The organism is Pantoea sp. SO10, from assembly GCF_005281435.1.
In the GTDB taxonomy this organism is placed as follows: domain Bacteria; phylum Pseudomonadota; class Gammaproteobacteria; order Enterobacterales; family Enterobacteriaceae; genus Pantoea; species Pantoea leporis.
This window is the reverse complement of the sequence record NZ_CP040095.1, coordinates 287,105-309,719: the sequence shown is the minus strand read 5'-3', so window position 1 is coordinate 309,719 and position 22,615 is coordinate 287,105. Positions and strand designations below refer to the sequence as shown.

Sequence of the window (22,615 nt, the reverse complement as noted above, 5' to 3'; positions counted from 1 at the left end):
CATCAGCCCGCCCCTGATTCCGGAGGTTACATGCATCAACATGCTCACCCTTGCCGCTGTGGCAAATCACACCGTCAGTCACAGCCGCTGTGCTCGATTCGCAGCGTAAAACCCGCAACATTGAACATCTCCGCGGCGCAGCCCATCACGCCAGAGAGCGATTGCGGCTGCTGTGACAGCGACAGCGGATCGCCAGGCGGCGAAAGCGACGCCGAAAGCGACAGGCCCGCCCTCTCTTCACATCAATTCCGCTGGCAGATTGCGGGCATGGATTGCCCCAGCTGCGCGCGTAAAATCGAAACCGCCGTGCAACGTGTACCGCAGGTTCAGCAAGCACGCGTGATTTTTGCCAGTGAAAAACTGGTGGTCGATGCCGACCAGGATATCCGCGCCACCATCGAACAGGTGGTGAAAAATGCCGGCTTCGCGCTGAGCGCCAGCGATTCCTCATCGCCTCCACAACCCGAAAGCCGCTGGCAGGAAAACGCCGGTTTGCTGCTGCTTGGCGTACTGATGCTCGCCAGTTGGCTGCTGAGCCAGCTTTCGCCGGTTTGGGGCGATCGCCTGTTTATCGCCACCACGTTGATAGGTTTATCGCCGATCGCGCGCAGCGCCTGGAAGCTCCTGCGCAGTGGTTCGCCGTTCAGCATTGAGATGCTGATGACCATTGCCGCCGCTGGTGCGCTGGTGATTGGCGCGCACGCCGAAGCCGCGATGGTGCTGCTGCTGTTTCAACTGGGTGAACGCCTTGAAGCGTACGCCGCCACACGCGCACGCCGTGGCGTCACCGCGCTGATGGCGCTACGTCCTGATACCGCCACGCGCATCAACGGCACACTGCGGGAAAACGTCCGCTTAGAAGCACTGCAGCCCGGCGATGTGATTGAAGTGGCGGCCGGCGGACGTTTACCGGCCGATGGCGAACTGCTGCACGCCAGCGCCAGCTTTGATGAAAGCGCGTTGACCGGCGAATCGCTGCCGGTAGCGCGTGAGCCAGGCGAGCAGATCATGGCCGGTGCCACCAGCCTTGATCGTCTGGTGACGCTGAAAGTCATTTCCCAGCCGGGCCAAAGTGCCATTGACCGCATCCTGCAACTGATTGAGGAAGCCGAAACCCATCGTGCGCCGGTTGAGCGCTTTATCGATCGCTTCAGCCGCATCTATACGCCCGCCATTATGCTGCTGGCGCTGCTGGTGATGGTGCTGCCGCCGCTACTGGGCTTTGGCGCGTGGTTGCCGTGGATTTATAAAGGGCTGACGCTGTTGCTGATTGGTTGCCCCTGTGCGCTGGTGATCTCCACGCCCGCGGCCATCACTTCCGGCCTGGCTGCTGCCGCGCGTCAGGGCGCGCTGATCAAAGGCGGCGCGGCGCTGGAGCGGCTCAGTCGCGTAAATATGATGGCGTTCGACAAAACCGGCACGCTGACCGCCGGTAAACCGCAGATCAGCCACATCCAGCCATTTGGCGTGATGGCGGAAAACAACTTGCTCACCATCGCCGCCGCCGTAGAACAGGGTTCCACCCATCCGCTGGCGCGGGCGATTGTCAGCGAGGCCGAGCGGCGCGCGCTCAGGCTTCCGCAAGCTGCACAGCAGCAAACGCTGGCCGGCAGTGGTATTCGTGCTGCGATAGATGGCGTGACCTATCAACTGCTGGCGCCGCGCGAAGTCAGCCATCTTGATAATGCACAACAGCAGCAGATTGCTCAGCTGGAAGCGCAAGGCCAAACCGTGGTGCTGCTGTTGCAGGAGCAGCAGGTTCTTGGCGCGTTAGCCTTGCAGGATCAGTTGCGCGCTGAAGCCCTCAGCGCGCTGTCTGAACTGAAGAAGCTTGGTGTTAACAGCATGATGCTGACCGGCGACAATCCACGCGCGGCTGCGGCCATTGCCGCTAAGCTCAACATCGATTATCGCGCAGGTTTACTGCCCGCCGATAAAGTTGCGGCGGTGAGGACGTTAGGCACACAGCACGCATTGGCAATGGTCGGCGATGGCATTAACGATGCGCCCGCCATGAAAGCCGCCACCATCGGCATTGCGATGGGCAGCGGCACCGATGTGGCGCTGGAAGCCGCAGATGTGGCATTAACGCAAAATCAGCTGGCGATTCTGCCGCGCACCATTGTGCTGGCACGGCGCACGCGTGCCATCATTCGTCAGAACGTGGCGCTGGCGTTGGGATTAAAGGCGATTTTTCTGGTCACCACGCTGCTCGGCTTCACCGGTTTGTGGCTGGCGGTCTTAGCGGATTCCGGTGCCACCGCACTGGTGACAGCCAACGCGCTGCGCTTGCTGCGTCAGCGTTAGGCGCCTTTTTTAATCAGAAACTGGTACGGCAAGCTTTCGGTCTGCTGTGCCAGCAACTCATGCTCCATAAAGCGGCAGAAACCGGGGATATCGCGCGTGGTGGCGGGATCGTCAGCAATGATCAGCAAGGTTTCACCGGCCTGCATGCTGCGCACGGTTTTACGCACCATCATTACCGGCTCCGGGCAGCGCAGGCCAAGGGCATCAAGCTGATGGTCTGGCGCAGAAAAGGGATCGCTCATGATTCTCTGTCAGTTGTTAGGGATGGGCGCTCATTCTAGCGCGCGAATAAGCCAACGCAAGGCGATAACGATTGCGTTAAAATTAACCATTGCATAAATTGCGCAACGCGTTAAGATGCCGCCGATTTTTTATTTACCACCGTGCCAATGCACGAACCTGGGTTCCCTCACCCCATCACTAAAAAGGCTTACAATGATTAACTTCTCTGCACGTCAGCGCATGCATGCGCTGTTTTGGCTATCGCTATTCCATCTGCTGGTGATCACCTCCAGTAACTATCTGGTCCAGCTGCCGGTTTCCATCTTCGGCTTCCACACCACATGGGGCGCGTTTAGCTTTCCGTTTATTTTCCTCGCCACCGATCTGACCGTGCGCATCTTTGGCGCGCCGCTGGCACGTCGCATTATTCTGGCGGTGATGATTCCCGCGCTAGTGATCTCCTACATTGTTTCCTGCGTGTTCTATCAGGGCGAATGGCAAGGTTGGGCGTCACTGGAAGAGGTGAATCTGTTTGTTGCCCGTATCGCCTGCGCCAGCTTTATGGCTTATGCGCTGGGACAAATCCTCGATGTGCACGTTTTTAACCGTTTGCGCCGTTTATCGCAGTGGTGGATTGCGCCAGCGGCAGCGATGTTCCTCGGTAATATCAGCGATACGCTGGCCTTCTTTTTCATCGCCTTCTACAAGAGCCCAGATCCATTTATGGCCACGCATTGGGTCGAAATCGCACTGGTGGATTACAGCTTCAAGGTGCTGATCTGCATGATCTTCTTCCTGCCCGCTTACGGCGTGCTGCTAAATGCCATGCTGAAGCGCTTAGCCGAACGTTCCGCGCAGCAGCAGATCAATTTTGGCTGATTGCACATACACTAAATGCCGCATTACGCTAAGATTTCCTGACACTCCGGCGGTTGCTTTTGCTAACTAAATCCGCTTGTATAACGGCTGACTGGAATCATGTAAAAGGGAAAAGAATGCGTAACGTAGTGAAATATGTGGGTATTGGCCTGTTGGTTATCGGCCTGGCGGCATGTGACCAGAAGAAAGATGATGCGGCAGCGAACAGCAACGGTGCGAGCGCCAGCCAGTCGGCCCAGACGGTTAACCTGATGGACGGCAAACTGAGTTTCTCTTTGCCGGCGGGCATGTCTGACAAGAGCGGCAAGCTCGGCTCTGAATCCACCAACATGCACGTCTATGCCGACGAAACCGGCCAGCGCGCGATTATCGTGATTGCCGGCGATCCCACCAACGAAGCGCTTGATGCGCTGGCACAGCGTCTGGAACAGCAGCAGCGCGGTCGCGATCCTCAGCTGCAGGTGGTATCTAACAAAGCGGTGACGCTGAAAGACCAGCCGGCACAGCAGCTGGATACGGTGATTTCTGCCAACAATCAGACCTCATGGTCTTCGGTGATTCTGGCGAAAGTGGATGGCAAACTGCTGACGCTGCAAATTACCTTGCCAGCCGACAACCAGCAGCAAGCGCAAAGCGATGCAGATAGCATCGTCAAAAGCATCACGTTGAAATAATACCCTTCATCCTTCGAACGGCAGGTGCGTTGGCTGCATTCGTTCACCCCGGTCACTTACTAAAGTAAGCTCCCGGGGATTCGCTCATTTGCCGCCTTCCTGCCGTCCAAATGATTTTGGGTATCGATTTTGTTGGGTGTTCACGTAGGGTCGCCATTCATGGCGACTTGGTTCTGCAATCCTCGCCTTACAATCTCACTGGCGAAATGTGCCAGATCTCATCCGCATATTCCTGAATGGTGCGGTCCGACGAGAAATAACCCATATTGGCGATATTCAGCGCCGCGCTGCGCTGCCACTTATCCGGCTGGCGATACAGCTTGTCCACCTTGTCCTGGGTGTCCACATAGCTGCGGTAATCTGCCAGCAGCTGATAGTGATCGCCGAAGTTCACCAGCGCATCAAACAGATTACGGTAGCGCCCTGGCTCCTGCGGGCTGAACACCCCGCTGGCGATTTGTGTCAGCGCCTGATGCAGCTCAGGATCATCCTCATAATACTTACGCGGGTTGTAACCGTCGGTGCGCAGCTTCTCGACCTGCGGCGTAGTGTTACCGAAGATAAAGATATTCTCCTTGCCGACATGCTCTAGCATCTCAACATTGGCACCATCCAGCGTACCGATGGTTAACGCGCCGTTCAGCGCAAACTTCATGTTACTGGTGCCAGAGGCTTCGGTACCGGCAGTGGAGATCTGCTCGGAGAGATCCGCCGCCGGAATGATGATCTGCGCCAGGCTCACGCCATAGTTTGGAATGAACACCACCTTCAGCTTGTTCTTCACCTGCGGATCGTTGTTGATCACATTGGCGACATCGTTGATCAAGTGAATGATGTGTTTCGCCACGTAATAGGCCGACGCCGCTTTGCCGGCGAAGAGATTAACGCGCGGCACCCATTCTGCGCTGGGATCGGCCTTGATGCGGTTGTAGCGCGTAATCACGTGCAGCACGTTCAGCAGCTGACGTTTGTATTCGTGGATGCGCTTAATCTGCACATCAAACAGCGCATGCGGATCAAGCACGATATCCATGTTCTTCGCCACCCAATCCGCCAGGCGTTTTTTGTTGGCAAACTTGGCGTCGGCGATCTGCTGGATAAAGGCCGGATAATCGATCTGCGTGGTCAATTCGTTGAGCTGGCCAAGATCGGTGCGCCAGTTGCGGCCAATCGCCTCGTCCAGCACCTCGGAGAGCGCCGGATTCGCCAGCGCCAGCCAGCGACGTGGCGTCACGCCGTTGGTTTTATTGCAGAAACGGCCCGGGAACAGACGCGCGAAGTCAGCGAACAGCGATTGCACCATCAAGTTGGAGTGCAACTCTGACACACCGTTAACTTTGTGGCTCACCACCACCGCCAGCCACGCCATGCGAATGCGGCGGCCGTCGTTCTCATCGATGATCGAGATGCGCGCTAACAGCTCCCAATCATCCGGGTAATATTCCTGAATGGTTTTCAGGAAGTAGTCGTTAATTTCAAAAATAATGCTGAGATGACGCGGCAGGATCTTGCCAATCATATCCACTGGCCAGGTTTCCAGCGCTTCCGTCATCAGCGTGTGGTTGGTGTAGGAGAACACCTGACAGGTCACTTCAAAGGCATCGTCCCAGCTGAATTTCTGCTCGTCGATCAGTATGCGCATCAGTTCCGGGATCGCCAGCACCGGATGCGTATCGTTGAGGTGGATGGCAATTTTGTCCGGCAAATTGTCCCAGGTTTCATGCATCTGCCAGTGACGATTGAGAATATCCTGCACCGTCGAGGAGACGAGGAAATACTCCTGACGCAGACGCAGCTCGCGCCCCGAATAGGTGGAGTCATCGGGATAGAGCACGCGCGACACGTTTTCCGAGTGGTTTTTATCTTCTACCGCGGCGAAGTAATCACCCTGGTTGAACTTACCGAGGTTGATTTCGTTACTGGCCTGCGCGCCCCACAAGCGCAGCGTGTTGGTGGCATCGGTATCAAAACCGGGAATGATTTGATCGTAAGCCATCGCCACGATCTCCTCGGTTTCCACCCAGCGCACCCGCGCGCCTTCATGTTGCAGACGGCCGCCGAAGCGCACTTTGTAGCGCGTGTTAAAGCGCTGGAATTCCCACGGATTGCCGTACTCCAGCCAGTAATCCGGCGATTCGCGCTGCTGCCCGTCGACGATATTCTGCTTAAACATGCCGTAGTCATAACGAATGCCGTAGCCGCGCCCCGGTAAACCGAGCGTGGCGAGCGAATCCAGGAAGCAGGCCGCCAAACGCCCCAAACCGCCATTACCGAGGCCGGGATCGTTCTCCTCTTCCATCAGTTCGCTGAGGTCGAGGCCCATCTCTTCCAGCGCCTGATTGAGATCCTCATAAATGCCCATCGCCAGCAACGCGTTGCCGAGCGTGCGCCCCATCAGGAACTCCATCGACAGGTAATAAACCTGCCGCACATCCTGCGAGAGCTGCGCGCGGCTGGAGCGCAGCCAGCGTTCCACCATGCGATCACGCACCGCCAGCAGCGCGGCGTTGAGCCACTCATGCTTATTCGCGATCGATGGATCTTTACCAATAGTAAACATCAGCTTATAGGCGATTGAGTGCTTCAGTGCATCAACCGTCAGCGTGGGTGAGGCATAGGTGAAAGGTGCATTCATATCAAGTATCCCAATCTCTCATTACAGCAAACGTTGATAAAGATCGCGGTAGGCTTGTGCTGCCACCTGCCAACTAAAATCCATCCCCATCGCCTGCCGCTGAACGTAACGCCAGAGTGCAGGACGAGACCACAGAACAAATGCACGCCGAATCGCCCGCAGCAGCGACCAGGCATTACTGTCTTCAAAAGTGAAACCGCTGGCGACGCCGTCCGCCAGATTCTCAAGCGAGCTGTCTTGCACCGTATCCGCCAGTCCGCCAGTGCGACGCACCAGCGGCAGCGTACCGTATTTCAAACCATACAGCTGGGTTAAGCCGCACGGCTCAAAACGGCTCGGCACCATAATCACATCCGCGCCGCCAACAATGCGGTGCGAGAAGGCTTCGTGATAACCAATCTGCACGCCAACGCGGCCCGGATGCTCCGCCGCCGCCGCAAGGAAACCTTGCTGCAGCTCTGCATCGCCCTGGCCGAGCAGCACCAACTGTCCGCCCTGCGCCAGTAAGCCCGGTAGCGCTTCCAGCACCAGATCCAGCCCTTTCTGTTTGGTCAGACGGCTGATGACGCAGAACACCGGTGCTTTATCATCCACCTTCAGGCCCATGGCAATTTGCAGCTGGCGCTTGTTCTCCGCTTTGCTCTCCAGCGTTTCGCTGTCGTAGCGCGCGGTGAGCAGCAGGTCGTGCGCCGGGTCCCAGATGCCCGGATCGACGCCGTTCAAAATCCCGCTCAGGCGCCCTTCACGCAGTCGCTGTTCGAGCAGTGATTCCATGCCGTAACCAAATTCCGGTCGGGTAATCTCCAGCGCGTAAGTCGGGCTGACCGCCGTAATGTGATCGGCAAAGAACAGCCCCGCCTTGAGGTAGGAAATTTGCCCGAAGAACTCCAGTCCATGCATGTCGAAGAACGCGCGCGGGATCTGGATCTCATCCAGATGACGCGCCGAAAACAGCCCTTGATATGCCAGATTATGCACGGTGAACACCGTTTTCGCCGGACGCCCGCGCGCCGCAATATAGGCGCAGGTTAAGCCAGCATGCCAGTCATGCGCATGCACAATATCTGGCTGCCAGTCGGTATCCAGCCCGCTGGCAATCTCGGCGCCCATCCAGCCCAGTAGCGCAAAACGCAGGTAGTTATCGACGTAAGCAAACTGCGACGTATCGTGATACGGGCTGCCGGGACGTTCATACAATCCCGGCGCATCGATTAAATAAATACCAACGCCGTTAAATTGTCCAAAAAGTAAGCGTACCGGTCCCGCAAAAGTTTGCAACTCCGCCAGGACCTCTGTATCAGGAATCCCTTTACGCAGATCCGGAAAGGCGGGAATCAACACCCGCGCATCCGTACCATCGGCTATTTGCGCCTGTGGTAATGCACCGACGACATCAGCCAGTCCGCCGGTTTTCAACAGCGGGAAAAGCTCTGAACAGACATGTAAAACCTGCATCCTGAACCCCTATTGTTATCGCACACGTTCCACGCGGCAATTTTCTCTATATTCTTTCGTCACTTACTGACCGCCTCCGGCCAATTTGGCCAGCATGGCGCGCGTCACCAGTACGATGCCCTCTTCAGAACGGTAAAAACGACGGCTGTCTTCGTCGGGGTTTTCGCCAATGACCATGCCTTCTGGCAGTTCGCAGGCGCGATCGATCACGCAGCGACGCAGACGACACGATCGGCCAACCACCACATCAGGCAGCAGCACTGCGGAATCAATATTGCAAAACGAGTTGATGCGGATACGCGGGAACAGCACCGAGTTCACCACCACCGAACCGGAGATGATGCAGCCGCCCGAGACCAGCGAATTCATTGTCATGCCGTGGCTACCGGATCGATCCTGAACAAATTTCGCCGGCGGCAGCGGCTCCATGTGGGTACGAATCGGCCAGCTGTGATCGTACATATCCAGCTCAGGCGTGACCGACGCTAAATCGAGATTGGCGCGCCAGTAGGCTTCCAGCGTTCCAACGTCGCGCCAGTACGGCTCAGCGTTTTCATCAACCTGCACGCAGGAGAGCGTGAAGGAGTGCGCATACGCCTCGCCGCTGGCGACAATTTTCGGCAGCAGATCTTTGCCGAAATCGTGGCTGGAATCGGCTACATGCAGATCCTCTTCCAGCAGCTGGTAAAGGTAATCGGCGTTGAATACGTAAATGCCCATGCTGGCCAGCGCGCGGGTATCGTCACCCGGCATTGACGGCGGCTTCGGCGGTTTTTCAACAAAATCGATCACGTTGTTTTCGGCATCCACCGCCATCACCCCAAACGCCGTGGCTTCAGCTAACGGCACCGGCAAGCAGGCGATGGTGCATTTGGCACCGCGATCGACGTGGTCGAGCAGCATGCGCGAGTAATCCATTTTGTAGATGTGATCCCCGGCGAGGATCACGATGTACTGCGCGTTATAGCGGCGAATAATGTCGAGGTTTTGCGTCACCGCATCGGCAGTCCCGCGATACCAATGTTCGGTAGCGGCACGCTGCTGCGCCGGCAGCAGATCGACAAACTCGTTCATCTCTTCGTTGAACAGCGACCAGCCACGCTGGATGTGTTGCACCAGCGTATGCGACTGATATTGGGTGATCACGCCGATGCGCCGAATGCCCGAGTTGATGCAGTTGGACAGCGCAAAGTCGATGATGCGGAACTTGCCACCGAAGTGCACGGCAGGTTTGGCGCGTTTCGCGGTGAGATCTTTCAGGCGCGTACCGCGCCCGCCAGCAAGGATCAGGGCGACCGTTTGTGTAGGGAGCTGGCGCGCCAGCATCAGATGATCTGTTCTATCTAATTTCACCATGTCTGACTCCTTATGATTGCTTTAGGAACACACACACACCATGTGCGGGACCGTGCCAGACAGTTGTCAGGATGGGGTTATCTTCCCCGGCGAAAGGAGGAATGGCACGCCACTCTCCGTCTGGTAAGGCGATATCACTCACCGATTCCGTGGCGTTTATTGTTATTAACCAGCGGCCGGAGAGCAGGATCTGCATTCGGTGCGTCCCCTGTTCCCACTGCTCGGTTTCCAGTGGTGTGCCGCTGGCATTGCACCACTGCACGCTGCCATCGCCCTCCTGCCACCAGCGATCCTGCGTCAACGCGGGAATACGCTGGCGCAGACGGATTAACGCAGCAGTGAAGTCGACCAGGCCAAAATCATCCTGTTGCCAGTTCAACCAGGTCAGCGGGTTGTCCTGGCAATAGGCGTTGTTGTTGCCATGCTGGCTGTGACCGCGTTCGTCACCCGCCAGCAGCATCGGCGTGCCCTGCGCCAGCAGCAGCGTGGTCAGTAAGCCATGCACGCTGCGCCGCCGCCGTTCGACAATATCGAAATTGACCTGCAGTCCCTCTTTGCCGTGGTTATGGCTGAAGTTACTGCTGCTGCCGTCGCGATTGTCTTCGCCGTTAGCCTGATTGTGTTTGTTGTTAAAACTCACCACATCGCGCAGCGTGAAGCCGTCGTGAGCGGTAATGAGATTGATGCTGGCGTGCGGCAGTCGCGCCTCACGCTGGAAAACGTCGCTGGATGCGGCAAAACGGCGGGCGAAATCGCCATTATTCAATTGACCATGCAGCCAGTAACGGCGCGCCGCATCGCGAAAATGGTCGTTCCACTCAGCGAAGTCTGGCGGAAAGTTGCCGACCTGATAACCACCGGGGCCGATGTCCCACGGCTCGGCAATCAGCTTCACCTGCGACAGCAGCGGACAGGCTTTGATGGCGGCAAACAGCGGCGCATCCTGATGAAACTCCGGTGTGCGTCCCAGCACGCTGGCGAGGTCAAAACGGAACCCATCAACATGGCAAACACGCACCCAGTAGCGCAGCGCTTCCAGCGCCCACGTCATCACCTGCGGATGACTAAGATTTAGCGTGTTGCCGCAGCCGGTCCAGTTTTGATAGTCGCCGTTGCCATCCAGCCAGTAATAGCTGGCGTTATCCACGCCGCGCAGGGAAATCGTTGGCCCGATCTCTTCCAGCTCGGCGGTATGGTTGAACACCACATCCAGAATCACTTCGATGCCCGCGGCATGCAGTGCTTTAACCGCCTGCTGAAACTCCTGCAGCGGCGTTAAACCGTTTTCGCCCGAGGCGTAACGCGCATCCACCGCCCACAAGGCAAAGGGGTTGTAGCCCCAGTAATTACTCAATCCCAAACGACGCAGGCGCGGCTCGCTGGTGAATTGGGCAATCGGCAGCAGTTCCAGCGCGGTGATGCCGAGGTGGCGCAGGTACTTCACCATAGCAGGATGACCCAGCGCCGCATAAGTGCCACGCAACCTTTCCGGAATTTCCGGATGCTGCTGGGTTAAGCCGCGTACGTGCGCTTCATAGATCACCGTGTTGCCCCATGGCGTGCGCGGCGCGTGATCGTCCTCCCAGTCAAAATCTTCGGCAGTCACCAACGATTTCGGCGCGATGGCGGCGTTATCCAAACCCTCCGGCTCGCGTTCGCCGCCGTTGAAACGCGCGTCGTCCGCCACTTCACCCGCCACCGCTTTGGCGCAGGGATCGACCAACAGCTTAGCCGGATTGAAGCGATGTCCCTGCTGCGGCGCCCACGGACCGTGAACGCGATAGCCGTAGCGCTGGCCGGGCTTCAGCGCGGGAAAATAGCCGTGCCAGATATCACCGCTGCGCGCGGGCAGCGCGAAACGGCGCTCAGCACCGTGCGCGTCGAACAGGCAGAGTTCAACGCGTTCGGCATGCTGGGAGAACAGCGTGAAATTAACGCCGTGCCCATCATAGTGCGCACCTAACGGTTCCGGCTGCCCCTGCTCCAGCATCAGTCGCTCTCCCGCACCAGCCAAAGTGTTGCCAGCGGCGGTAAGGTCAAACTCAGCGACTGCGGCCGACCGTGACTCTCCATCTCATCGGTGTGTACCACGCCGTGATTGCGCGTGTCGCTGCCGTGATAATCGTGCTGATCGGTATTCATGATCTCGCGCCAGCCGCCACGCTGGTTGACGCCAAAGCGATAGTTGTGACGCGCCACTGGCGTAAAGTTGCTGGCTACGATGATTTCATTGCCGTCGCGATCGCGGCGCACAAATACAAACACGGAGTTTTCGTAGTCATCGACCACCAGCCACTCAAAACCTTGCCCATCAAAGTCGAGTTGATGCAGCGGCGCGTAATGGCGATAGGTGTGATTGAGATCGCGCACCAGACGATGCACGCCGTTGTGCCAGTTATCCTCACCTTCCAGCAGGTGCCAGTCGAGGCTGGTGTCGTGGTTCCATTCGCGACCCTGCGCAAATTCATTGCCCATAAATTGCAGCTTCTTACCGGGGAAACCCCACATCCAGCCGTAATAGGCGCGCAGGTTAGCGAACTTCTGCCAGGCATCGCCCGGCATGCGATCGAGAATCGAACGTTTGCCGTGCACCACTTCGTCATGCGACAGCGGTAGCACGAAGTTTTCGGTGTAGTTGTAAATCATGCCAAAGGTCATCAGCTGATGATGATAACGGCGATGCACCGGGTCGAGCTTCATATAGTCCAGCGTGTCGTGCATCCAGCCGAGGTTCCATTTGAACCAGAAGCCGAGGCCGCCATCTTCTGAAGGGCGCGTAACGCCAGGATAATCGGTGGACTCTTCCGCCACCGTGACGCTGCCCGGTGCGGCGCGACCCAAAACGCGGTTGGTGTGACGCAGGAACGAAATCGCTTCGAGGTTCTCGCGTCCACCAAACTGGTTTGGCACCCATTCGCCTTCGGCGCGGCTGTAGTCACGGTAGATCATTGATGCCACCGCATCGACGCGCAGCCCATCAATGCCGAAACGCTCCATCCAGTACAAGGCGTTGCCGGAGAGATAATTGCTCACTTCACGGCGACCAAAGTTGTAGATCAGCGTGTTCCAGTCCTGATGAAAACCTTCGCGCGGATCGCTGTGTTCGTAGAGTTCGGTGCCATCGAACTTCGCCAGGCCAAAATCATCACTCGGGAAGTGGCCTGGCACCCAATCGAGCAGCACGTTAATGCCAGCATCATGCGCGGCGGCCACGAAGTGGCGGAACTCATCGCGCGTACCGAAACGGCGCGTCGGCGCATACATGCCGAGCGGCTGATAGCCCCAGCTGCCATCAAAGGGGTGTTCGTTAATCGGCATCAGTTCGATGTGCGTGAAGCCCATCTCTTTAACGTAAGGAATGAGCTGTTCCGCCAGCTCTTTGTAGCTGAGCCAGAAGTTGTTATCGGTGTGACGTCGCCATGAACCGAGGTGCACTTCATAAATCGAAATCGGCTGGTCAAAAGCATTGGCGGCCTTACGCTGCGGCTGCATCTCGGTTTTCGGCGGCAGCCCGCAGATCATCGAGGCGGTTTGCGGACGCATCTGCGCTTCAAAGGCGAAGGGATCGGCTTTGATGCGCATCTGGCCGGAATTATCCACGATTTCAAATTTATACAGCTGGCCGTTTACCGCGCCCGGCACAAACAGTTCCCAGACGCCAAGTTCACGGCGAAAACGCATGGGATGACGTCGGCCATCCCAGAAGTTGAACTCGCCTACCACCGATACGCGACGCGCGTTAGGTGCCCAAACGGCGAACCGCGTGCCGTGCACGCCATCAATGGTGGTGCCGTGCGCGCCGAGGGTTTCGTAGGGACGCAGATGCGTGCCTTCACCCAATAACCATGCATCCATCTCCTCCAGCAGCGGGCCGAAGCGATAGGCATCATCAATCAGGTTTTGCTGGCCGTGCCAGTTCACTGCCAGCTGATAACCAAAGCGGTTTTTACGACGCGGAATCACGCCACTGAAGAAACCGCGTGAGTCGAGGCAGGTAAGCTGAGCACATTTGCGTCCGGTGTTGGTTTCAATGACCCAAACATCGGAGGCATCGGGCAGCAGCGCACGCACTTCAAGGCCTGCAGCCGTTTGGTGCATGCCCAGTAGTGAAAAGGGATCGGCATAATTCCCGGCAAAAAGGGCATTGATCGCCTGGCGATCGGGAAGCTCTGACATGACTTTCTTCCTATGATTTTGCGCAGGCGACCAGAGTCGGCAGGATTATCGCCTCGGGTGCGCTGCTTTTCATTGAGCCATAGGTACACCGTGAGGACACAACCGTCCGTGGGAAAGATCTTCACCGTGTACAACAACCATTCAGTTCGAAAAAACAAAAACAGTTAACAACCGGCACATCTCTGTTAAATCATAGCTTGGGGATAGCAGAAGCCAGGGAGGATCGTGAAAAATACTTATCGGGCAAGCAAAAAAGGGAAGCGGATCACTTGTCAGGCGCAATTTGCATGAATTTTTGCAGCCTGGATAATAAAAAAAGCCGGGAAACCCCGGCCTTTCTGGTTTGCCGCTGCGCTTAGTCGATCAGCAGACGCAGCATGCGGCGCAGCGGTTCAGCCGCGCCCCACAGTAACTGATCGCCCACCGTGAAGGCGGAAAGGTATTCCGGTCCCATGTTCAGTTTGCGCAGGCGGCCTACTGGCGTGGTCAGGGTGCCGGTGACGGCGGCTGGCGTCAGTTCGCGCATGGTGATGTCGCGGTCGTTTGGCACCACTTTCACCCATTCGTTATGCGAGGCCAGCAGCTGTTCGATTTCGCTCAGCGGCAGGTCTTTTTTCAGCTTCAGAGTGAATGCCTGGCTGTGGCAGCGCAGCGCACCAACGCGCACGCACAGGCCATCAACCGGAATCACACTGCTAGTACGCAGGATTTTGTTGGTCTCCGCCTGGCCTTTCCACTCTTCGCGGCTCTGGCCGTTCTCCAGCTGCTTGTCGATCCACGGAATCAGGCTGCCCGCCAGCGGTACGCCGAAATTGTCGGTTGGCAAAGTGCCAGAACGGGTGAAATCGGTCACGCTGCGTTCGATATCCAGAATTGCCGAAGCCGGATCCTGGAGCGATTTCGCCACGTGGTCATGCAGCATGCCCATCTGCGTCAGCAGTTCACGCATATGACGCGCGCCGCCGCCTGATGCCGCCTGATAAGTCGCCACCGAGGCCCATTCAACCAGATCGTTAGCAAACAGACCGCCCAGCGACATCAGCATCAGGCTGACGGTGCAGTTACCGCCGACAAAGGTTTTGATGCCGTTATCGAGGCCCTGACGAATCACGTTATGGTTAACCGGATCGAGAATGATGATGGCGTCATCTTTCATGCGCAGCGTGGAAGCTGCATCAATCCAGTAACCCTGCCAGCCGCTTTCGCGCAGCTTCGGATAGACTTCACTGGTGTAATCACCGCCCTGGCAGGTGATAATAATATCCAGCGCCTTCAGCGCCTCGATATCAAAAGCATCCTGCAGCGCACCGGTCGACTTACCGCCGAATGTCGGCGCCGCCTGACCAAGCTGTGACGTGGAGAAGAAGACCGGATTGATGACATCAAAATCGCGTTCTTCGCTCATGCGTGACATCAGCACTGAGCCGACCATGCCACGCCAACCAATAAAACCTACATTCTTCATTTTCTGTCCGTCTCGGGTGCTCTCGAAAGAGGCCGTGTGGTGCGAGGAAAAGACTGGCCGGATAATCGTGCCGGTCTGCGTAATAATCAGGTTTACCTATGACCGTCAACTCTACAAAATGCAGCACTTCTGGCAAGTGAATTAATTCGATTGCGCCAACTTTTTCAGCAGTACAACTAATAATGGCTAACCAACATGACTGAAATGATATCCGCGACCATATTGCTGTTGTTGATTATGGATCCGCTGGGCAACCTGCCGATTTTTATGTCGGTATTGAAGCATCTGGAACCCAAACGCCGCCGCGTGGTACTGATGCGCGAAATGCTGATTGCGCTGATTCTGATGCTGCTGTTTTTGTTCGCCGGTGAACGCATCCTGGCGTTTCTCAATCTGCGCACCGAAACCGTGTCGATCTCCGGCGGCATCATTCTTTTCCTGATCGCCATCCGCATGATTTTCCCGTCAGAGGAGAGCAGCTCGAGTGGCTTGCCGGCCGGTGAAGAACCGTTTCTCGTGCCGCTGGCGATTCCGCTGGTGGCCGGACCGTCCTTGCTGGCGACGCTGATGCTGTTGTCACATCAATATCCCAACCAAATGACGCATCTGGTCGGCGCGCTGCTGATCGCGTGGGGTTTGACGGTGGTGATTCTGCTGATGTCGGGGCTGTTTTTACGCCTGCTGGGCGACAAAGGCGTTAACGCGCTGGAGCGCCTGATGGGATTGATTTTGATTATGCTGGCGACGCAGATGTTCCTGGATGGGATTCGTACCTATCTGAAGCTGTAATACATTCAGAGCGCAGGCAGCGTAGCGGCGCAATTTATTGCGCCGCTACGCTATGTGCATGAATTGAATGTGATGCTTTTTTGAATATTACTTCTGCTTCTTATCGATCGGTTTACCCGACCAGTAACCGGCCAGCAGCGAACCTGACAGGTTGTGCCACACCGAGAACAGCGCGCCCGGCAAGGCCGCTAACGGCGAGAAGTAAAGTTTGCCCAGCGTCGCCGCCAGACCTGAGTTCTGCATGCCCACTTCCAGCGCCAGCGTGCGGCAGGTCGATTCATCGAAGCCAAACAGCTTACCGCCCCAATAACCGCCCAACAGACCGATCGCGTTGTGCAGGATCACCGCCACAATCACCATCAAGCCGACAGAACCGATAAAGCCCTGGCTGCCAGCCACCACCGCGCTAATGATCAGCAGAATGCACACCATAGAAAAGGCCGGCAGATAAGGCTCAACGCGGCGCACCACGCTATTCATGAAGTGATGGATAATCAGACCCAGGCTAATCGGAATCACCACGATTTTCACGATGCTGAGCAGCATACCGACCACATCCACCTGAATGTGGGTATCAACGTAGAAGCGTGTTAGCAGCGGTGTGGCGAATACACCTACCAGCGCCGACACGGATGAGATGGTCACCGACAGCGCCACATCGCCCTTCGCCAGATAAATCATCACGTTTGAAGCGGTGCCGCTGGCCACGCTGCCGACCAGAATCATGCCTGCCGCCAGATCCGGTGGCATCTGGAACAGTTTCGCCAGGCCCCACGCGGCCAGCGGCATCACCAGATAATGCAGGAAAGTCCCGGCGATCACCGGCGCAGGACGCACCAGCACGCGTTTGAAATCATCAATGTTTAGCGTCACGCCCATGCCGAACATAATCAGCATCAGCAGGTAAGTCACCCACGGCCCAATGCCGATAAAGGTGCCAGGAGAATAATAAGCAGCGACCGAGAGCAGCACGGCCCAGAGCGGGAACAGGCGGGTAAGTTTGCCGAGCATAACCAGACTTCCTTAGGAATTTTTTTATATTGCCACAGATGAAATGTCGCGCAGGGAACGACCACAGCGACGGACGCGGGATCATAACATTTCATTATCTTGACGTAAGGCGGGAAGTCGCTTGCGGGGCAAAATGCGGATCGGCTGCTGCCGATCCGCTGAAATACGGCAAAGTTACTCTGCTTTTTCCAGTGCAAAGCGGTAGATTGCACCACCAATCGCGGCACCGATAATCGGTAACAACCAGAACATCCACAGCTGTTCCAATGCCCAGCCGCCCTGGAAGATCGCCACACCGCTACTGCGCGCCGGGTTGACTGAGGTATTGGTGACGGGAATGCTCACCAGGTGAATCAGCGTTAGCGCCAGGCCGATTGCAATCGGCGCGAAGCCAGCCGGAGCACGTTTATCGGTCGCGCCCATGATCACAATCAGGAATACGGCGGTCAGCACCAGTTCGGCGATCATGCCCGCCTGCAGGCTAAAGCCCCCCGGCGAATGTTCACCGTAACCGTTCGACGCGAAGCCGCTGGCCGCTGCATCGAAACCGGCTTTACCGCTGGCGATCAGATACAGCACGCCGGCCGCCGCAATCGCACCGACCAGCTGCGCGATAATGTAAGGCACGGCCTGTGCTGCCGGGAAACGTCCGCCAACGGTCAGACCGATGGTGACCGCCGGGTTAAAATGGCCGCCGGAGATATGACCAACAGCAAACGCCATGATCAGCACGGTCAAACCGAATGCCAGCGCGACGCCAGCAAAACCAATACCTAATTGTGGAAACGCCGCAGCCAAAACCGCACTACCACAACCGCCCAACACCAGCACAAATGTGCCCAGCGTTTCAGCCACTAATCTTTTCATATCTATTCCCTCAAATAATTTAATGTTTTCGCGGCGGGATTATCGTTTTTGGCAATTGAAGCGCAACCGAAGAATAAGGGATTAGAGTGATTTTTAGGCGATAGCAGCGTATTTGAGACGGTTCTCGCGAGCTATAACGGGGCTCATCAGAAATGTCTGGCGCGAAGCAGTGAATGCCGCTGGGCTTGAATTATTGTTTAAAAAATTTCACCAATAAAAAAGCCGGACCCGGTCCGGCTTGATTACGCATGCTAAAAACTGGCCTTAAGAACCAAAAAGATTCTTATGCAGCGCACGTACCACTTCCTCGGCATCTGGGGTTGGCACCAGGAAGCAAAGGTTATAACTGCTGGCACCGTAGCAAATCATGCGCAGGTTGAAGGGCTCGAGTGCGCCAAACACTTCTTTGCCGACGCCGCACGCTTTTGACAGGTTGTTGCCGATGATCGCCACCAGCGCCAGATTCTCTTCCACTTCCACACGGCACAGTGAAGAGAGTTCGGTCAACAGCGCCTGGGTCAGCAAGCTGTCGCCGGTGGTGGTTGAACCGGTGCTGTCCAGCGTCAGCGCCACGCTCACTTCGGAAGTGGTCACCAGATCAACGGAGATGCTGTGGCGCGCCAGAATGTTAAACACTTCGGCGAGGAAGCCATGTGCATGCAGCATGTTCAGGCTGTGCAGCGTTACCAGCGTCTGCTTACGACGCAGTGCCAGCGCACGGAACAGCGGTGGATTCTTGGTTTCGTTGCACACGCGCGTACCGCCTGCAGCGGGATCTTTGCTCGAACCGACAAACACCGGAATATCGCTACGCACGGCTGGCAGCAAAGTGGCCGGATGCAGCACTTTGGCACCAAAGATCGCCATCTCCGCTGCTTCTTCGAAGGTAATCTCTTCGATGCGTTTAGCGGTGGACACCACGCGTGGATCGGTGGTGTAGATACCGGCCACATCGGTCCAGATATCAATGCGCGCGGCCTGCAGCGCTTCGCCCAGCAGCGCAGCAGTATAGTCGCTGCCGCCACGACCAAGCGTGGTGGTGCGCCCTTTGATTTCGCTACCGATAAAGCCCTGCGTCACCACCAGCGCTTCCGCAATGCGCGGCTGCAGCTGCGTTGCGGCCAGCTCTTTCAGCGTCGCCACTTCGGGTTCTGCGCGGCCAAAACGATCGCTCGTGCGCATCACTTTACGCACGTCAAACCATTCGCTGTTGACCTGACGCTCGCGCAGAATCTCCACGAACAGCAGCGTCGACATCAGCTCACCGTGGCTCACCAGCTCATCGGTCAGCGCATGTGAGGTCGCCAGCGAGGTGGCTTCAGACAGCATGGTGATGTTTTCCAGCATGCGATCAATCTCATCGCGGATCACATCCGGCGATTGCAGACGATCAATGATGGCATATTGAATACGGCGGATTTCATCCAGCAGGTAAGCGCGCTGCGCTTGTTCCTGGCCTTCAGCAAGGGCAACCAGCAGATTGGTTACGCCAGCGGAGGCAGAGAGCACCACTAAGCGGGTATTAGCGTCCGACAGCACAACATCTGCGCTGCGGTTCATAGCATCAAAATCGGCAACGCTGGTGCCGCCAAATTTAGCCACGATAAGATTTTGGGACATATTACGAACCCCGTGTCAGGTTATCTTTCTTCCGTTTTGGGGCGGAAGACATAGTAGCAGCCTAGGCACAAGAGAAGAGCAGAATTGGGCAGACAAGATCAGTAGTAGACAAGTCACCAAAAGCGCTTCACCTTGCGAACCGTCCGACTGTGGACGATTCTGGTGACAACCCAGAGGATTCAGCCCCTGCAGCCGACAGTGCAACACCCCGCGTGTTGCCCCACCTCGGCGTCACACCCCCTGATGTGTTCTCTGCGGATACGGATCCTCAAACACACTGCCTGGGCGACGCGCCTCTTCTGGCTTACACCCGGAGGTGTAAGTAGCGCGCATAAATTACTGATTATTTCCCCCCCTGTCCATCCCCGCACTTTGAGGATTTCTCACTTTTACACTTCGGTAAACGCATCGTTGAACAAACGCGCCCACCAACAGCGGCCTAAAGTAGTGTCCGAATCAGACAAAAGCGGCTTTTTTCTGATGCGGCACAGGGAATTCTGCTGGCGCAGCACCGACAATCGCTGCCGGATTTACCTGAAACAGTGCGGCCACGGTCACAAATTTTTTCCCTTAGCCAGTAACTGTGGTCATACTCATCCCCGTGCAAGAATGCTATGGATGCCGGGCCAGCAGGACGCCCCGGATGGAATGACGGTTCTTATATCAACTAGAGTGTTGCCATGAAAAATATCAATCCGACCCAAACCGCTGCCTGGAAAGCGCTGCAGCAGCATTTTGAGCAGATGAAATCGGTGCAAATCGCCGACCTGTTTGCGCAAGATGCCGATCGTTTTGCGAAATTCTCTGCCACTTTCGATGACCAGATGCTGGTGGATTTCTCAAAAAACCGCATCACCGAGGAAACCCTCGAAAAATTACAGGCGCTGGCTAAAGAGACCGATCTGGCAGGCGCCATCAAATCGATGTTCTCAGGCGAGAAGATCAACCGCACCGAAGAGCGTGCAGTTCTGCACGTTGCGCTGCGTAACCGCAGCAACACGCCCATTGTGGTGGACGGCAAAGATGTGATGCCGGAAGTCAACGCGGTGCTGGCGAAGATGAAAGGCTTCTCCGAGCGCATCATCAGCGGCGACTGGAAAGGCTATACCGGCAAAGCCATCACCGACGTGGTGAATATCGGGATTGGCGGTTCAGACCTCGGCCCGTTCATGGTGACCGAAGCGCTGCGTCCGTATAAAAACCACCTGAACATGCACTTTGTTTCTAACGTCGATGGCACCCACATCGCCGAAACGCTGAAAGATCTCAGCCCGGAAACCACGCTGTTCCTCGTGGCATCTAAAACTTTCACCACGCAAGAAACCATGACCAACGCCCACAGCGCGCGTGACTGGTTCCTGAAAACTGCGGGCGATCAGCAGCACGTGGCGAAGCACTTCGCTGCGCTGTCGACCAACGGTAAAGCGGTGGGTGAGTTCGGTATTGATACCGACAACATGTTTGAGTTCTGGGATTGGGTTGGCGGCCGCTATTCACTGTGGTCAGCTATCGGCTTGTCGATCATTCTCTCTATCGGCTTCGAGAACTTCGAGCAACTGTTGAGCGGCGCGCACGCCATGGATAAGCACTTCGCCAACACGCCTGCCGAGCAGAACCTGCCGGTGCTGCTGGCGCTGATCGGTATCTGGTACAACAACTTCTTTGGTGCCGAAACCGAAGCGATTCTGCCGTACGATCAGTACATGCATCGCTTTGCTGCTTACTTCCAGCAGGGCAACATGGAATCCAACGGTAAATACGTTGACCGTGAAGGCAATCCAGTGGATTACCAGACCGGCCCAATCATCTGGGGCGAGCCTGGCACCAACGGCCAGCATGCGTTCTATCAGCTGATTCATCAGGGCACCAAACTGATTCCGTGCGACTTTATCGCACCAGCACTGAGCCACAACGTGTTGACCGATCACCATCCGAAGCTGCTGTCGAACTTCTTCGCGCAGACCGAAGCGCTGGCGTTTGGTAAGTCACGCGATGTGGTGGAGAAAGAGTTTACCGATGCGGGTAAATCTGCCGAATCTGTCGCGCACATCGTGCCGTTCAAAGTGTTCGAGGGTAACCGCCCAACCAACTCCATCCTGCTGCGTGAAATTACCCCGTTCAGCCTGGGTGCACTGATTGCGCTGTATGAGCACAAGATCTTCACTCAGGGCGCGATTCTCAACATCTTCACCTTTGACCAATGGGGTGTTGAGTTGGGTAAACAGCTGGCAAACCGTATTCTGCCAGAACTGGAAAATGACGCTGAAATTAGCAGCCACGATAGCTCCACTAATGGCTTAATTAATCGCTACAAATCCTGGCGTTAATTTTCCGGCTAATTTACACAAGGCGGCGTAATTGCCGCCTTTTCTTTGTCAACCATGCCATCTCACTCGCAATATTATTAATTACTGCATTAAACAGGGTTAGAAAATTCTTAAAGTGGCGTAAGGAAATTCGTAATTCATTTCAATTTACCGCACCTTACCTGGCTTAAAAATGGACCTAATCCAGCCCGATAAATAGTTTATCTAACTGATTGATCTATGATTTTAATTTAAGCCTTATAAGTAAATTCCGATTATTCCCATTCCGTACCAATAATTAGTGCAAAAGTGAAAAACTCTGCCGTGAAATGCGCAGCCATTCACTTATCCTATCAGCCTGAAAAAAGGCGTTAAAAAAAAGCAGCTAACGCCAATTCGCCGTATTTATCACCAGAAAAACCCCGACTTCCTGCCCTCTTTTACTCATGCTGAACTCTGGTAATTTGTTGCCCTATACTGAACGCGCCCGAAATCTGGGTAAATCCTACATTCATTGATTCATATAAATGCAGGAAACGTTGTTATGAAAAAACTGATGGTTGCCGGTGCAGCCTTACTTTACGTTGCCGTTTCTTCCGCTGCGATTGCCGCGCCGGAAGAAGCTGGTGCTGCAGCAGGCGCGCAGGCGGGAGCAATCTCTTCCGGCGCGTCTACCGCTGTGGGTATCGGCGCGCTCGGTGCGTTAGTGGGTCTCGGCATTGCTGCTTCTGGCGGCGGTGACGGTGCAAATACCGGTACAACAACAACCACCACAACGAGCACCACTCGTTGATGTAGCACCTTTAAGCATAACCACACACCCGTGTGGTTATTTTTTGCTTGGCTTATTTAG

General features: G+C 56.1%; 16 protein-coding genes and 1 riboswitch. Of the genes, 6 read left to right on the top strand and 10 right to left on the bottom strand.

The genetic code is table 11. The features are described 5' to 3' along the window. Window positions 1–30 precede the first annotated feature (30 nt). A complete protein-coding gene (locus FCN45_RS01355; protein WP_137384948.1) occupies window positions 31–2,307 on the top strand; it encodes a zinc/cadmium/mercury/lead-transporting ATPase in 2,277 nt (758 codons plus the stop codon). Here FCN45_RS01355 and tusA read toward each other — a convergent pair. Then, entirely contained in the window at window positions 2,304–2,549 is a 246-nt protein-coding gene (gene tusA / locus FCN45_RS01350) for a sulfurtransferase TusA (RefSeq protein WP_036649974.1), read from the bottom strand. The genes FCN45_RS01355 and tusA overlap by 4 nt on opposite strands. Before the next feature lie 193 nt (window positions 2,550–2,742). Between tusA and FCN45_RS01345 the strand changes: the two genes are divergently transcribed. Continuing rightward, the gene (locus FCN45_RS01345) at window positions 2,743–3,408 is read left to right on the top strand and encodes a 7-cyano-7-deazaguanine/7-aminomethyl-7-deazaguanine transporter (protein ID WP_137384947.1); all 666 of its coding nucleotides are present in this window, start codon (window positions 2,743–2,745) and stop codon (window positions 3,406–3,408) included. Window positions 3,409–3,524: 116 nt separating this feature from the next. Further along, complete coding sequence (locus FCN45_RS01340) at window positions 3,525–4,082, top strand: DcrB family lipoprotein (protein WP_137384946.1); 558 nt, start codon at window positions 3,525–3,527, stop codon at window positions 4,080–4,082. 187 nt (window positions 4,083–4,269) lie between these two features. Here FCN45_RS01340 and glgP read toward each other — a convergent pair whose 3' ends face one another. From glgP to asd, 6 genes are all read right to left on the bottom strand, one after another. Then, a complete protein-coding gene (gene glgP, locus FCN45_RS01335) occupies window positions 4,270–6,717 on the bottom strand; it encodes a glycogen phosphorylase (RefSeq protein ID WP_101763107.1) in 2,448 nt (815 codons plus the stop codon). A gap of 21 nt (window positions 6,718–6,738) precedes the next feature. Then, window positions 6,739–8,172, bottom strand: coding sequence for a glycogen synthase GlgA (gene glgA, locus FCN45_RS01330; RefSeq protein ID WP_101763108.1), 1,434 nt, complete (start codon window positions 8,170–8,172; stop codon window positions 6,739–6,741). Window positions 8,173–8,235: 63 nt separating this feature from the next. Continuing rightward, window positions 8,236–9,528 carry a glucose-1-phosphate adenylyltransferase gene (glgC, locus tag FCN45_RS01325; RefSeq protein ID WP_101763109.1) on the bottom strand — a complete coding sequence of 431 codons (1,293 nt, stop codon included), beginning with the start codon at window positions 9,526–9,528 and terminating at the stop codon, window positions 8,236–8,238. 10 nt (window positions 9,529–9,538) lie between these two features. Then, window positions 9,539–11,518, bottom strand: coding sequence for a glycogen debranching protein GlgX (gene glgX, locus FCN45_RS01320; RefSeq protein WP_137384945.1), 1,980 nt, complete (start codon window positions 11,516–11,518; stop codon window positions 9,539–9,541). After that, window positions 11,518–13,704, bottom strand: a complete 2,187-nt coding sequence (gene glgB / locus FCN45_RS01315; protein ID WP_101763111.1) for a 1,4-alpha-glucan branching enzyme — start codon at window positions 13,702–13,704, stop codon at window positions 11,518–11,520. The genes glgX and glgB overlap by 1 nt, the downstream gene beginning before the upstream one ends. 355 nt (window positions 13,705–14,059) lie before the next feature. Continuing rightward, a complete protein-coding gene (gene asd / locus FCN45_RS01310) occupies window positions 14,060–15,169 on the bottom strand; it encodes an aspartate-semialdehyde dehydrogenase (protein WP_137384944.1) in 1,110 nt (369 codons plus the stop codon). A 195-nt stretch (window positions 15,170–15,364) separates the two neighbouring features. On the opposite strand from asd, the gene FCN45_RS01305 reads away from it, so the two are divergent. Beyond that, window positions 15,365–15,958 carry a YhgN family NAAT transporter gene (locus tag FCN45_RS01305; protein WP_110868123.1) on the top strand — a complete coding sequence of 198 codons (594 nt, stop codon included), beginning with the start codon at window positions 15,365–15,367 and terminating at the stop codon, window positions 15,956–15,958. Window positions 15,959–16,045: 87 nt separating this feature from the next. Here the strand turns inward: FCN45_RS01305 and panS are convergent, their stop codons facing one another. The 3 genes from panS to lysC form a co-directional block, all read right to left on the bottom strand. After that, window positions 16,046–16,969 carry a ketopantoate/pantoate/pantothenate transporter PanS gene (gene panS, locus FCN45_RS01300; RefSeq protein WP_137384943.1) on the bottom strand — a complete coding sequence of 308 codons (924 nt, stop codon included), beginning with the start codon at window positions 16,967–16,969 and terminating at the stop codon, window positions 16,046–16,048. Window positions 16,970–17,143: 174 nt separating this feature from the next. After that, entirely contained in the window at window positions 17,144–17,836 is a 693-nt protein-coding gene (gene aqpZ / locus FCN45_RS01295; RefSeq protein WP_137384942.1) for an aquaporin Z, read from the bottom strand. 264 nt (window positions 17,837–18,100) lie between these two features. Next, window positions 18,101–19,456 carry a lysine-sensitive aspartokinase 3 gene (gene lysC, locus FCN45_RS01290; protein ID WP_110868121.1) on the bottom strand — a complete coding sequence of 452 codons (1,356 nt, stop codon included), beginning with the start codon at window positions 19,454–19,456 and terminating at the stop codon, window positions 18,101–18,103. 112 nt (window positions 19,457–19,568) lie between these two features. Then, window positions 19,569–19,763, bottom strand: a riboswitch (Lysine riboswitch). Between the two features lie 373 nt (window positions 19,764–20,136). Here lysC and pgi point away from each other — a divergent pair. Both pgi and yjbE read left to right on the top strand, forming a co-directional pair. Then, on the top strand, window positions 20,137–21,783 hold the full coding sequence (gene pgi / locus FCN45_RS01285; protein WP_137384941.1) for a glucose-6-phosphate isomerase: 1,647 nt from the start codon (window positions 20,137–20,139) through the stop codon (window positions 21,781–21,783). 523 nt (window positions 21,784–22,306) lie between these two features. Then, the gene (gene yjbE / locus FCN45_RS01280; RefSeq protein WP_101763117.1) at window positions 22,307–22,555 is read left to right on the top strand and encodes an exopolysaccharide production protein YjbE; all 249 of its coding nucleotides are present in this window, start codon (window positions 22,307–22,309) and stop codon (window positions 22,553–22,555) included. The last annotated feature ends 60 nt before the right edge of the window (window positions 22,556–22,615 follow it).

Bases quoted from the DNA above. Each gene is read 5' to 3' on its own strand.
- asd (WP_137384944.1), bottom strand. From the start codon at position 15,169: ATGAAGAATGTAGGTTTTATTGGTTGGCGTGGCATGGTCGGCTCAGTG.
- FCN45_RS01340 (WP_137384946.1), top strand. From the start codon at position 3,525: ATGCGTAACGTAGTGAAATATGTGGGTATTGGCCTGTTGGTTATCGGC.
- FCN45_RS01355 (WP_137384948.1), top strand. From the start codon at position 31: ATGCATCAACATGCTCACCCTTGCCGCTGTGGCAAATCACACCGTCAG.
- lysC (WP_110868121.1), bottom strand. From the start codon at position 19,456: ATGTCCCAAAATCTTATCGTGGCTAAATTTGGCGGCACCAGCGTTGCC.
- FCN45_RS01345 (WP_137384947.1), top strand. From the start codon at position 2,743: ATGATTAACTTCTCTGCACGTCAGCGCATGCATGCGCTGTTTTGGCTA.
- glgX (WP_137384945.1), bottom strand. From the start codon at position 11,518: ATGCTGGAGCAGGGGCAGCCGGAACCGTTAGGTGCGCACTATGATGGG.
- glgC (WP_101763109.1), bottom strand. From the start codon at position 9,528: ATGGTGAAATTAGATAGAACAGATCATCTGATGCTGGCGCGCCAGCTC.
- glgA (WP_101763108.1), bottom strand. From the start codon at position 8,172: ATGCAGGTTTTACATGTCTGTTCAGAGCTTTTCCCGCTGTTGAAAACC.
- yjbE (WP_101763117.1), top strand. From the start codon at position 22,307: ATGAAAAAACTGATGGTTGCCGGTGCAGCCTTACTTTACGTTGCCGTT.
- aqpZ (WP_137384942.1), bottom strand. From the start codon at position 17,836: ATGAAAAGATTAGTGGCTGAAACGCTGGGCACATTTGTGCTGGTGTTG.
- pgi (WP_137384941.1), top strand. From the start codon at position 20,137: ATGAAAAATATCAATCCGACCCAAACCGCTGCCTGGAAAGCGCTGCAG.
- FCN45_RS01305 (WP_110868123.1), top strand. From the start codon at position 15,365: ATGACTGAAATGATATCCGCGACCATATTGCTGTTGTTGATTATGGAT.
- glgP (WP_101763107.1), bottom strand. From the start codon at position 6,717: ATGAATGCACCTTTCACCTATGCCTCACCCACGCTGACGGTTGATGCA.
- panS (WP_137384943.1), bottom strand. From the start codon at position 16,969: ATGCTCGGCAAACTTACCCGCCTGTTCCCGCTCTGGGCCGTGCTGCTC.
- glgB (WP_101763111.1), bottom strand. From the start codon at position 13,704: ATGTCAGAGCTTCCCGATCGCCAGGCGATCAATGCCCTTTTTGCCGGG.
- tusA (WP_036649974.1), bottom strand. From the start codon at position 2,549: ATGAGCGATCCCTTTTCTGCGCCAGACCATCAGCTTGATGCCCTTGGC.